Below are 12,570 nucleotides of genomic sequence, written 5' to 3'. Positions count from 1 at the left end.
CTCTCTCTCTCTCTCTCTCTCTCTCTCTCTCTCTCTCTCTCTCTCTCTCTCTCTCTCTCTCTCTCTCTCTCTCTCTCTCTCTCTCTCTCTCTCTCTCTCTCTCTCTCTCTCTCTCTCTCTCTCTCTCTCTCTCTCTCTCTCTCTCTCTCTCTCTCTCTCTCTCTCTCTCTCTCTCTCTCTCTCTCTCTCTCTCTCTCTCTCTCTCTCTCTCTCTCTCTCTCTCTCTCTCTCTCTCTCTCTCTCTCTCTCTCTCTCTCTCTCTCTCTCTCTCTCTCTCTCTCTCTCTCTCTCTCTCTCTCTCTCTCTCTCTCTCTCTCTCTCTCTCTCTCTCTCTCTCTCTCTCTCTCTCTCTCTCTCTCTCTCTCTCTCTCTCTCTCTCTCTCTCTCTCTCTCTCTCTCTCTCTCTCTCTCTCTCTCTCTCTCTCTCTCTCTCTCTCTCTCTCTCTCTCTCTCTCTCTCTCTCTCTCTCTCTCTCTCTCTCTCTCTCTCTCTCTCTCTCTCTCTCTCTCTCTCTCTCTCTCTCTCTCTCTCTCTCTCTCTCTCTCTCTCTCTCTCTCTCTCTCTCTCTCTCTCTCTCTCTCTCTCTCTCTCTCTCTCTCTCTCTCTCTCTCTCTCTCTCTCTCTCTCTCTCTCTCTCTCTCTCTCTCTCTCTCTCTCTCTCTCTCTCTCTCTCTCTCTCTCTCTCTCTCTCTCTCTCTCTCTCTCTCTCTCTCTCTCTCTCTCTCTCTCTCTCTCTCTCTCTCTCTCTCTCTCTCTCTCTCTCTCTCTCTCTCTCTCTCTCTCTCTCTCTCTCTTACCTGCTTAAATACAAAACGGACTCTGAATAATGGCTTCCTCAACGCTTTTGCCCGCCATTTTACAGGCGGTGATGCAGGGCCAGCCCAGGGCGCTCAGTGACAGCCACTATCCCGGCTGGCACCTGGCTCCGGTAACCGGCCTACTCAACGATCCCAACGGCTTTATCCACTTTGCCGGGCGCTACCATTTGTTCTACCAGTGGAATGCACTTGGCTGCCAGCATAAGCATAAATGCTGGGGGCACTGGAGTTCGGCGGATCTGCTGCACTGGCAACACGAACCTATTGCGCTGATGCCTGATGAGGACTATGACCGCAGCGGCTGCTACTCCGGTAGTGCCGTCGATAACCAGGGCGTGCTGACGCTGGTCTATACCGGCAACGTCAAATATGACGACGGCTCGCGCACCGCCTGGCAGTGTCTGGCGGTGCAAAATAGCGCGGGTGGTTTTGATAAAACCGGCCCGGTGATTGCGCTGCCAGAGGGTTATACCGGGCATGTACGAGACCCGAAAGTGTGGCGGCACGGGGACGACTGGTACATGGTGCTGGGCGCTCAGGACCCGCAATTGCAGGGCAAAGTGCTGCTGCTGCGTTCAGCGGATTTGCACAGCTGGCATAACCTCGGAGAAATTGCCGGAAGTGGTCTCGGTGGCCTGGGAGAGGCAGGTTATATGTGGGAGTGCCCGGACATGTTCTCCCTCGGTGACAACACTTACCTTATCTGCTGCCCGCAGGGCGTGATGCGGGAAGAGAAACGTTATCTGAATACCCATCCGAGCGCGTATCTCAGCGGTCAACTCGATTATGACAACGTCCATTATCGGCACGGATCGTTGCGGGAACTGGACGCCGGATTCGAGTTTTATGCGCCGCAAACTACACTCACCGCCGACGGTCGACGCTTGCTGGTAGGCTGGATGGGTGTACCGGACGGCGAAGAGATGGTCCAACCCACCGTCGCCCAGGGCTGGATCCATCAGATGACTTGCCTGCGTGAACTGAGCTCACGGGATGGCAGGCTGTATCAGCAACCCATCGCAGAATTGCAGGCACTGCGTGGGGAAGAACAGCGTTACCACGGCAGCGCTGATACCGCTCCGCCGTTAGAGGCGCAACGGCTGGAACTGTTGCTGGAAAGCCAGGGTGAGGTGACGCTGAATTTTGCCGACACGCTAATTCTGGAGTGGCGTCAGGATGCACTGCGCCTCGCCCGCCGCAGTCTGGAGACCGGTGAGTGGCTGTATCGTTACTGGGAAGGAACCGCCAGCCGTTTGCAGATCCTTTGTGACCACTCCAGCGTGGAAATCTTTATTAACGATGGTGAAGGCGTGATGAGCAGCCGTTACTTCCCGGCCCATCCGGCACGTTTAATCCTGAGCGGCAGCGCAGATCTGCAAGCCCGCTACTGGTCGTTACGTCACTGCATGGTAGAATAAGTCATTGTTTCATTAACCGATGCATTGTCGTGAGAAAAACAAAACGCGTTACCATCAGTGATATCGCCGCGCTGGCAGGGGTGTCAAAAGCCACTGCCAGCCTGGTGCTGAACGGCCGTGGTAAAGAGTTGCGCGTGGCAAAGGAGACGCGGGAGCGTGTGCTGACGCTGGCGCAGCAACATCATTATCAGCCGAGCATCCATGCCCGCCTGCTGCGTGATGACCGCAGCCATACGCTGGGGCTGGTGGTGCCGGAAATCACCAACCACGGTTTCGCCGTGTTTTCTCACGAGCTGGAAAATTTGTGTCGCGAAGCGGGCCTGCAACTGCTGATCTCCTGTACCGATGAAAATGCCGGGCAGGAAATGGTAGTGGTCAATAACCTCGTGGCGCGCCAGGTGGATGGTCTGATCGTTGCCTCCAGCATGTTGAGCGACAGTGACTACGTAAAACTCAGCGAACAGCTGCCGGTGGTATTGTTTGACCGACATATGAACGAGACTCAGCTGCCACTGGTGATCACCGACTCCATTACCCCCACAGCCGATTTAGTGGAACGACTGGCACGCGCCAGACCTGATGAGGTTTACTTTCTCGGCGGCCAGCCGCGCCTGTCACCTACCAAAGACCGTCTGGCGGGTTTTATGCAGGGGCTGGAGCGCGCCGGAGTCACACTACGGCCGGAGTGGATTATTCACGGTAACTATCACCCCAGCAGTGGCTACGAGATGTTTGCCGCACTATGCGCCAGACTCGGACGTCCCCCTAAAGCGCTGTTTACCGCCGCCTGCGGCCTGCTGGAAGGGGTACTGCGTTATATGAGTCAGCACCATTTGCTGACCAGCGATATCCGCATCGCCAGTTTTGATGATCACTATCTTTATGATTCGCTGTCAGTGCCTATCGACACCGTAGAACAGAACGTGCCACGCCTGGCGCAGGAGTGTTTCTCCATGCTGACGCAGATGATTCAGGGACAGGACCCGGCAGAAAATCAGATCATCCTTCCCGCTACGCTGCGCTTACGTTCCGTGTAGATCCTGGTGTTTAAAAAAGGGGCTCCCAATTCGGGAACCCCTTTTTGTACTCCTGCCGGAAAGGAATAAGGCAGGTTATTTAATTTCGGTGACGAAGTTTTCACGGCTACGACGAACTTTCTTCAGGTTCACCAGCCAGTCGCCTTCATCAGCACGGTAGCCCAGCGGCAGAATGATCACACTGCGCAGACCTTTCTCTTTCAGACCAAGGATTTCATCGACCGCTGCCGGGTCAAAACCTTCCATCGGTGTCGCATCAACTTCTTCAAAAGCGGCGGCAATCATTGCACTACCCAGTGCGATGTACGCCTGACGCGCCGCCGACTGATAATTACCTTCGGTGCCACGCTCAGCAACAATGCCCAGCAGCATCTGACGGTAATTCTCCCAACCCTCATTACGGAAGCCCCTGACTTCATTGGTCAGATCGAACATCATATTGACGCGATCGGGGGTGATGTCATCCCAGGCAGCAAACACCATCAGGTGAGAACAATCCGTAATCTGCGCCTGATTCCACGCCACAGCACGAATTTTTTCACGGATTTCTGCGTTGGTAATGACCATCAACTCAAACGGCTGCAATCCGCTGGAGGTTGCGGTTAAGCGCACGGCTTCAATGATGCGTTCCAGTTTGTCGTCTGGCACCACTTTGCTGGCATCAAATTTCTTGGTTGCGTAACGCCAGGCAAGTTTGTCATTAAGAGTGGTCAAGATATCTTCCTTATGGTGTTTGAGAACGCAGGCCACATCAGGGCGGCCTGCAAAGCGTTTCAGAGGATATCAGCACTTATGGATTGCCGTTGAAGCAGAACGAGCCTTGAGTTCATCATCAATACGAAGATTTATGCTACCCATACAGCACTCCTCACAATAAACGTATTTACAAACGTCATTACAATTATTGCTGGTTAGTAGCCAGTCACAACCTCGCCTGATCATGCTTTTAAGACCTGATACGTACCCTGGCACATCATTTACGATATAAAGCTGATATTTTATTAACTTAACAAATTAATATGATAATCAGAAATCCACATAATCCTATCCCCCTTTAACCATCACAAACTCAGGCGGGTTGAAGGCCGTCACTTCTGGTAGCGGTTCGTTCCAGGCAACGATCTCGACCCAGCAACTCTGCGCGCTACAGCCCTGCCCCAATCTTGAACTGCCACGATCCTCCGTCAGCACGTTCGGATTACCATGTTTATCAAGTGAATCTGTCAGGCTCGGGTCCTGCGGGTCATACCAGGCGCCCGTTGACATCTGCACCACACCGGGACGAATGTCTTCACTAAGATGAACACCAGCCAGAATGGCACCGCGCTGATTAAACACCTTCACCACGCTGCCTTCGCTGATGCTACGTGTTGCGGCATCCAGAGGATGCATCCACAGCGGTTCCCTGCCCTGAATCTTGGTTTTGCGACTCACGCTACCGTGGTCATATTGGCTATGCAGACGGGTTCGCGGCTGGCTGGAAAGCAGATGCAGCGGCCATTGGGCGGCGATTTCACGCTGTGACTCAGCTTCAGGTTCATACCAGAACGGATGCCCCGGACACTCTTCATATCCGAAATCGGCCACGGTCTGAGAAAATAGTTCAATTTTACCGGAAGGGGTCGGCAGTGGTGCCAATTCCGGGTTGTCACGGAAGGCTTTCAGGAAAATCTGCGGTTCGTCTGGACGTGCATACTCCAGCATTCCCAGCTCCCAGAAATCGTCGAAGGTAGGTAAATCGATACCATCTGCCAGCGCACGCGGTCTGGAAGCATCATAAATAAAGCGCAACCACGCATCAGCATCACGCCCTTCGCTGAAACTCTCGCCAAAACCCATCTTTTCCGCCAGCGCGTGGAAGATGGCGTAATCATCCCGCGCCTCTCCCTGCGCGGCAATATGCTGGCGCATGGCAATGATAAAACCATCATTACTGGAGCTGCCGATATCGTTGCGTTCCAGCGAAGTGGTAACCGGGAAAACGATGTCAGCGAATTTCGCCTGGGCAGTCCAGTATTGCTCGTGTACCACCACGGTATCCGGCTGTCGCCAGGCCTCAACCAGACGATTCAGATCCTGATGATGGTGGAAAGCGTTACCGCCCGCCCAATAAACCACACGGATATCGGGATAGGTGCAATCCCTGCCGTCAAACTGATAATGACCACCCGGATTCAGCAACATGTCCGAAAGACGCGCCACCGGGATGATTTCGTTGACCGCGTTGGTTCCTGCCGGGAAACGCGGGCCGGAGAAAGTACGACGTACCGAACCCGCCAGGTTGGTGCTGGCATAGGCAAAACCGAGGCCACCGCCTGGAGTGCCGATCTGGCCAATCATCGCCGCCAGCGCCACAGTTGCCCAGAAGGTTTGCTCCCCCTGGAACGCGCGTTGCAGTGACCAAGCAATGTTAATCATGGTGCGTTTTGCCATCATCTTGCGCGCCAGCTCGCGAATGACTTGCGCCTCTATCCCCGTGATAGCGGCTGCCCATTCCGGCGTTTTTGCCTTGCCGTCTTTGTGGCCCAGCAGATAGTCCCGATACTCAGCAAATCCGACGGTGTGACTGGCAACGAAACGGGCGTCGTAGAGTGATTCATCAATCAGCACAAAACTCAGCGCCAGCAACAACGCCGTGTCACTGCCCGGTTTCAGTGAAAGCCATTCCGCGTTAGTAACACCGGAGAGATCGTTTTTAACCGGACTCACATTAATAAAATGGGTGCCGTTATGCTGCATCTCCCCCAGCCAGTGCTTGAGAGAGTGATCGTTTGCTGCGCCGCCATTAACCTGCGAATTACGTAAAGGCAGGCCACCAAAAGCGACAAACAGCTCGCAATGCTCGGCCAGCGAAGACCAGTGAGTATGCTGCTTCTGCAACACATCCAGCTCTCCGATGATATGCGGTAATAACCGCTCGGCCGCCGCCAGGCTATATGTGTTAGTGCTGTCCGTGTAGCCACCCAGCTGGTTAAAGAAACGGTGCAACTGGCTTTGCGCGTGATGGAAGCGACCAGCACTCGACCATCCATAAGAACCGGCATAAAAGGCCTGGTTGCCGTGAGTCTGCTTTACCCTTGTCAGTTCATCGGCGACCAGCGCGATGGCCGTTTCCCAGCTCACTTCAACAAAAGGTTCTTTACCACGACCATGACGTGAATCGTGGCCATGCTGGAGATAACCTAGACGCACTGCAGGGCGACGGATACGGCTCGGGCCATTCACCGCACCGACCAGAGACAGGCCGATCGCTGAAGGGTTACGGTCCCATTCGACTGGTTCAACGGCAGTAAGGGAGCCTTCGGAAGTAGACACGCGATACGTGCCCCAGTGCATAACGGCGAGGTTGTGATGTTTGGTCATGGTGATTTGCGATGTGAATTACGTTATTGGTATTCCGTCACAGTAGCACAGAGGGAAAAGGTACAGAGATAAAATATCTGTACTACAGCGCTAACCTGCCCTCTTGCTTCGCTTGCAATATGCTGACCTCTCGCCGGCAATGAGACTTCGATACGATGAGGCGTCAACTGACTTGCTGCATTGTTAACATTAAGTTCCGCGTGACTACCTCGTTTTAGGTGATAAGTTTTTTATATGGGAAGAACCGTTAAAACATTTCTACTTTGGTAATAGCAAATTATTTCACAAATAAAGAAATGGATGCCTCATGTTTTCAATCGCCACCTGCCCCCATCACTCTTTTGTGCCCCTGGTTCAACACCCGGCACCCGCTAATGTATGGGGGGCACGGACACTTTCTGACGGGTGTTCTTATGCGAAGAACGTCGTTGATACACCCTGTTCCACATCCGCTGTTAATCGCAACGATTCCCGTCATGCCCCGGTCTCGTTTTCTGCGATGACCGATCAATCGCATTCAATAACGCTAAATATGTGCGACATGCCCGGCGAAGTCGATATCGGACGGGCTTTTGATAAGGATTTCACTGCAATTGATATGGAAGAACTTCCCGAACAGTCGTTTTTCACGAAGGATTTTAGCGCGATTGAGATACCAGAATTTGTTGCTGAAATCTCGAAAGCTGACTTTTCTCAGTTCTTAAATAATTTTCGCGCTGTTTTTTCACGCAACCTTGCATCCGTAGGCTTGTCCACCGCTGCGCGTGAAGTTGTCAGGCATGGTGTGCTGTCACACTTATCGACAATAGCGCCAACAGCCGTCACCACTGCGGGTGCCATCTCCGGCCTTCTTCCTGTTTTATTGCAATTTGCAGGCCTGGCTTCAGATGTTTATCAGGGAAGGCAAACGGTGCAGAGTAACTGTGCTCGACTGGCTAATATAGCCATGGTGACCGGGGCAATGGCCGGACTGGCCTGTTCTGGTGGTCTTGCTGCGGCTGCTCCAGCATTAATTTCTGCTTTCTGGGTTTATGTCCCTGTCCGAGACCTTTGCCAGTATTTTTTGACGTTACATGATAATGCAACACCTGCCCCCATTCTGCCTGCGATAGCTTGTGCTGCGGGTGCCTACGCTGTCAATCAAACTCTGGTCTGCCTGGCGATGGCCTATGTCGCCGATGCGTTATCAGCACTGGGGCCGATAACGGCGAATGTTGTTTCTGCTACCAGCCTGAATATCTTTGGTGAAACGGTAGAGCATATTACCTGCCGACAGTTACATGCTTACTTCACTGACGCAGAAGCACTACACATTCGTTGTCATTTGCGTTCTGCAGATGACATCAACTGGCAAAGTGTTGGCGATCTGGTCACTATTCCCATTGCCAGCCGCTCATCTTTATTTGCTTCCACCTATGCCAATACTTTTGCGATTCAGGGTGACAGTCTTGTTCAAAGTGTGACCGCCGCAGGCAGTCTGGCGCTGGGGTATCCTATGTTCATTTACAGTGCTGAACATAAAGCTTCACCCACTGCAAAGGGAGAGAAAATGTGATGTGCTTTGCTGCATTTTTCTGAAAAGCTTTTGGGGGTGGTAACGCCTTAAAGATAGTTCGGAGAACTCCTCTCTGTTGATTTTGGCATTAAGGCATTCAGGATTTAGTGAAACCATCCGATGAACATCATCATGTTATATTGTTATCTTAATAAGATAATCACATGATAACAGTTCATTTTAATAAGCCCATATCTTGTTAACATTAATTATGACAACCCACATATTAATAAGTTAATTCCTTAACAAGATATCATGATGACAATATCGTTTTTTATGATCTTGTTAAGTCAGCATCGTCTTATCGACTGCGTATATTACTAACCCTGTCGATGTTGGCACACTGCCGATTATAACCACTATCTGTTATCTTAACTCAGTCATTGCACCGGATGTGAACATCAATATCCTTCTTAATAAGATGATAAGAAGTTATGTTAGTAACATAATTCTATCGAATTTAACTTATTGCCATCACAATATCTTGTTAAGATAATAATGAATTAAAATATTAAATTGATAATTTTTTAGTGGCTTAGTGGCTTAGTGGCTTAGTGGCTTAGTGGCTTAGTGGCTTAGTGGCTTAGTGGCTTAGTGGCTTAGTGGCTTAGTGGCTTAGTGGCTTAGTGGCTTAGTGGCTTAGTGGCTTAGTGGCTTAGTGGCTTAGTGGCTTAGTGGCTTAGTGGCTTAGTGGCTTAGTGGCTTAACAAGATAATAAATTACTATAATATTATCCCGTCAACTTATTATTATATTAATTTTATCTTAACCATGCTCTAAATCTCTTCCTGGGGCACCTCCGGCATGTGCTCATAATGCCGACTACCCGCATTGCCTGCATACCTGCAATGTCGCAGGTATGATTAATCAGAGTACCTGCGCCAGACCAAATATGTATGTGTCCACGTTACTTCCTCAACACGTTCTGGAATATTGTCAGATGTACAGAGTAAACGTTACTTATTGGGTGCCGAATCGACCGTCACAGCAAAAGAAAAACATTAAGGTGTTAACAAATTAACTTAATAAGATAGTATGTAGGTAAGTGTCAGATATTACAAGCTTGTTAAGTAAACATCTTAATATTTTACTATGATCGTATAGACCTGACGTAACCTCCAATCCGCGTAATAACTTTGAGTTGTTGAGGCAATTTATCGTGATTGCCTCGTCGATATAATATGGCGGAAGAGAATGTTTGAGTGTTGGTGCAGTGCAATTCACGATTGCTATCTTAACAAGATATTAAGAGACAGATACCACAAATAACAACTTAACAAGATAGTATCTTGTCTTGTTGTTATCAGAAGATCTTGTTAAGATATGATGATTACAACATTTCCGCGTTACACAATTTATCGTTATTAATGGAGGTCATCGATGATTATCGTACTGGGTAGTCAGAAGGGTGGGGTAGGCAAAAGTACCCTGGCTGTGTCTCTCGCTGCTGGATTACTTTCCCGTGGCTACAGAGTGCTCATCGTGGATGCCGATGACCAGAAATCCGTATTAACCTGGTATAATAACCGTCCGGAATCACTCCCGCATATTCCCGTAACCGGCGCCTCCGGCAATATCAAAGCTATGCTTAAAGAGCATGCGAAATCTTACGACTACATCATTGCTGATTGCGCTGGTCGAGACAGTGCAGAAATGCGCAGTGGCCTGATGGCCGCAGATGTCTTCATTTCACCTCTGCGTCCATCACAAATGGATCTCGATGTGGTGCCTCATACCTGCTCAGTGTTCACAGCTGCGAAGGACTTTAACGAAGATGTGAAAGGGTATCTTGTGCTGAACATGACCCCAACCAATATGTTCGTTAATGAAGGCAACGAAGCCGCTAAGGTTCTGGAAGATTTTCCTGAAATGAAACTGGCTGAAACTCGTATCTGCGATCGTAAAGCTCACAGGGATGCCTGGGCAGAGTCTATGACCATTTATGAGACAGAAAACAGTAAAGCTAAAGATGAAGTTGAAAGGCTGATCCAGGAGGTCATCTTATGAGAAACAGAGCTGGCGTTTCGAAAGAAAGAGAGAATGACTTCATTAATGGCGGGACTGCGGCATTAACAACAACGGGTGCGCCGCAACCAAAAGCCCCCGATCCTGAGCCAGTTAAGAAGGCTAAAGCTAAACCAGTCAGTATCTCGTTTACCGATGAGAACCTTAAAGATATCGACAATCGTATTCGTAATGAAATCCTTGCCGGTGGTTCACGAGTAAATCGTTCTGACATTGTTCGCGCTGCAATTCTCGGACTTGAACATTTATCAGACGAAGAAATCTCAGTGCTAATCAGCAAAGCTAAACTTCAGTAAAGAAATCTCAAATAAGTAAGTTATTATCTTGTTAAGATAGTAACTTACTTTGTGACAACGTCACCCTCAATTTGTCTTACTCTCAATATCTTATTGCCCATCAGCCTGATGATCAGTTCGTTAGCATATCGTCAGAACAAATCTTCTTAACTTGTTAAGATCGTAAGTAAGAGCGGGAGGCAGAGATGCCCGTCTCTTACCTCATTTAAGAATGAAAAAACGATACCTGATATTCGTCATACTGCCTGATAGGGTTAAAAGCGTCCTGTATGCTCTCAGAATGCGTTATCAGGCGATTAGTGAGGGTTGGTGCTTATCCATCATGAAAAATGCGGAGAAGGGCTTATACAACGATCCTTTTGGCATGATGAGCAGATCATTTACTGAAGTGTTGGTATGTAGCTTGAAGTAAAAGCTTCTCGTTTTGAGTTGAGTGCACTTAATTCTGGATATTGTCGATCGCGTATTGCCAGAGTCTGATGCTGAAGGCCTGTCAGAAACCGATATCAGACACTCATTAAGATTACTCTCGGTTAGTGAGCAGCGATCGAAGCCTTTTGAGCCAAACAGTAAGATTGAGCCGATGGCTTAACACCCATTTCTTAGCAAGATATCCACTTATCCACTGGTTAGATCCCAATTAATTAGATCCAGTGTAGATCCTATAGAGATCCCAAATAGATCCCCGATCGTCGCAGCCCGCAGCAGCACTGGCCTGAGAGGGTATCGGCATAAGCTATAGTAAGTGAAATATAAACTGTAGTGAGAGAACCATAAACTATAGCATGCTAAATATAAGCTGTAGTTGGAAAACGACATAAGCTATAGTGAGCAAAATGCACTGAACACCGATATTGCTGTGGATTGTTTTTCTCCCTTATCTTCATGCAATTAGGCTCACTTTGCGTGAGTTGTTGTTCTGTAATTCACAATCCTGATGCTTCGATCTTTTCAACGATCATCGACGAAACCGTGAGAATGCCCGTGGATAGCGAGAATCTAGACCTGAAGAAACTGTTTGAGGAAAAGGACAAGAATACAGGTGAGGTCATCACGCTCACACCTAATGTCAACAATACGGTTCAGCCGGTTGCATTAATGCGTCTCGGTGTTTTTGTTCCTACACTTAAGTCACTGAAAAACAGTAAAAATAAAACCTTTGCTACCACGGACGCCACCGAAGAACTGACCCGACTTTCTCTGGCGAAAGCCGAGGGGTTCGACAAGGTCGAGATCGTCGGCCCGCGCCTTGATATGGACAACGATTTCAAGACCTGGGTCGGGATCATTCATTCCTTTGCCAAGCACAAAGTCATTGGTGACAAGGTACAGCTGCCGTTCGTTGAATTTGCCAAGCTATGCGGGATCCCTTCAAGCCGCTCGTCTAAGAAGCTCAGAGAGCGTATCAGCCCCTCTCTGAAGCGTATAGCAGCGACAACCATCTCATTCACCAGCAACATGGGGGATGATGGTAAGGAATATATCACCCACCTGGTGCAGTCAGCCTATTACGATACCAAAAAAGACATCGTTATTTTGCAGGCAGACCCCAAACTCTTTGAACTATATGAGTTTGATCGCAAAGTGCTTTTGCAGCTTAAAGCTATCAATGTGCTGAAGCGTCGTGAGTCAGCTCAGGCGCTTTATACCTATATCGAAAGTCTGCCAAAAAATCCTGCCCCCATTTCTCTGGCTCGCCTGCGTGACAGGCTTAACCTTAAGTCCCCGGTTTTCTCACAAAACCAGACAGTAAGGCGTGCGATGGAGCAACTGAAGGAGATTGGCTATCTGGACTACTCAGAAGTGCAGCGGGGCCGTAGCGTCTATTTCAACGTACATTATCGCCGTCCAAAGCTGAAAGCACCGAAAAATGAGAGCGTTGAAAATCCTCAGCTTCCGACCCCAGCTCCCACAATCCCGGCAGAACCGGTTGATGCAGCGCTTCAGGAAAAACTCGAACTTTTGAATAAGTTAGGGATCTCGATGGCTGACCTCGAGAAACTGTTCAAAGCTAAGTGATGGATATAAGCTGTAGTGAGTAGGTTACTTACTACAGCT

General features: G+C 49.4%; 9 protein-coding genes. 6 read left to right on the top strand and 3 right to left on the bottom strand.

From position 1 onward, the window contains the following. Positions 1–839: hypothetical protein (locus PW844_RS17785; protein ID WP_299454584.1), on the bottom strand; the 839-nt coding region annotated here is incomplete at its 3' end. Between PW844_RS17785 and PW844_RS17780 the strand changes: the two genes are divergently transcribed. Together PW844_RS17780 and PW844_RS17775 are read left to right on the top strand one after the other, a co-directional pair. Further along, positions 827–2,236: a sucrose-6-phosphate hydrolase gene (locus PW844_RS17780; protein ID WP_299454582.1), complete on the top strand. Its 1,410-nt coding sequence runs from the start codon at positions 827–829 to the stop codon at positions 2,234–2,236. The genes PW844_RS17785 and PW844_RS17780 overlap by 13 nt on opposite strands. Positions 2,237–2,265: 29 nt before the next feature. After that, complete coding sequence (locus PW844_RS17775) at positions 2,266–3,273, top strand: substrate-binding domain-containing protein (RefSeq protein ID WP_299454579.1); 1,008 nt, start codon at positions 2,266–2,268, stop codon at positions 3,271–3,273. Between the two features lie 75 nt (positions 3,274–3,348). Here the strand turns inward: PW844_RS17775 and PW844_RS17770 are convergent, their stop codons facing one another. Beyond that, positions 3,349–3,987 (bottom strand): NAD(P)H-dependent oxidoreductase, encoded by a 639-nt coding sequence (locus PW844_RS17770; protein WP_299454576.1) that lies wholly within the window; start codon positions 3,985–3,987, stop codon positions 3,349–3,351. Between the two features lie 330 nt (positions 3,988–4,317). Next, positions 4,318–6,636: a molybdopterin guanine dinucleotide-containing S/N-oxide reductase gene (locus PW844_RS17765; RefSeq protein WP_299454573.1), complete on the bottom strand. Its 2,319-nt coding sequence runs from the start codon at positions 6,634–6,636 to the stop codon at positions 4,318–4,320. 499 nt (positions 6,637–7,135) lie between these two features. On the opposite strand from PW844_RS17765, the gene PW844_RS17760 reads away from it, so the two are divergent. From PW844_RS17760 to PW844_RS17745, 4 genes are all read left to right on the top strand, one after another. Next, a complete protein-coding gene (locus PW844_RS17760; RefSeq protein ID WP_299454572.1) occupies positions 7,136–8,191 on the top strand; it encodes a hypothetical protein in 1,056 nt (351 codons plus the stop codon). Between the two features lie 1,380 nt (positions 8,192–9,571). Then, positions 9,572–10,198: a ParA family plasmid-partitioning AAA ATPase gene (locus PW844_RS17755; protein WP_299454569.1), complete on the top strand. Its 627-nt coding sequence runs from the start codon at positions 9,572–9,574 to the stop codon at positions 10,196–10,198. Further along, positions 10,195–10,512 (top strand): hypothetical protein, encoded by a 318-nt coding sequence (locus PW844_RS17750; protein ID WP_084879435.1) that lies wholly within the window; start codon positions 10,195–10,197, stop codon positions 10,510–10,512. Before PW844_RS17755 ends, PW844_RS17750 begins: the two co-directional genes overlap by 4 nt. A 1,014-nt stretch (positions 10,513–11,526) precedes the next feature. Further along, positions 11,527–12,531 carry a RepB family plasmid replication initiator protein gene (locus PW844_RS17745; protein ID WP_299454625.1) on the top strand — a complete coding sequence of 335 codons (1,005 nt, stop codon included), beginning with the start codon at positions 11,527–11,529 and terminating at the stop codon, positions 12,529–12,531. Positions 12,532–12,570 lie beyond the last annotated feature (39 nt).

It is taken from the genome of Pantoea sp. (assembly GCF_028283705.1).
GTDB lineage: Bacteria > Pseudomonadota > Gammaproteobacteria > Enterobacterales > Enterobacteriaceae > Pantoea.
This window is presented reverse-complemented; position numbering and strand designations above follow the sequence as displayed.

What these genes read in the sequence shown, in the direction of transcription:
- PW844_RS17780 (WP_299454582.1), top strand. Translation starts at nt 827, where the DNA reads ATGGCTTCCTCAACGCTTTTGCCCGCCATTTTACAGGCGGTGATGCAG.
- PW844_RS17765 (WP_299454573.1), bottom strand. Translation starts at nt 6,636, where the DNA reads ATGACCAAACATCACAACCTCGCCGTTATGCACTGGGGCACGTATCGC.
- PW844_RS17760 (WP_299454572.1), top strand. Translation starts at nt 7,136, where the DNA reads ATGACCGATCAATCGCATTCAATAACGCTAAATATGTGCGACATGCCC.
- PW844_RS17755 (WP_299454569.1), top strand. Translation starts at nt 9,572, where the DNA reads ATGATTATCGTACTGGGTAGTCAGAAGGGTGGGGTAGGCAAAAGTACC.
- PW844_RS17750 (WP_084879435.1), top strand. Translation starts at nt 10,195, where the DNA reads ATGAGAAACAGAGCTGGCGTTTCGAAAGAAAGAGAGAATGACTTCATT.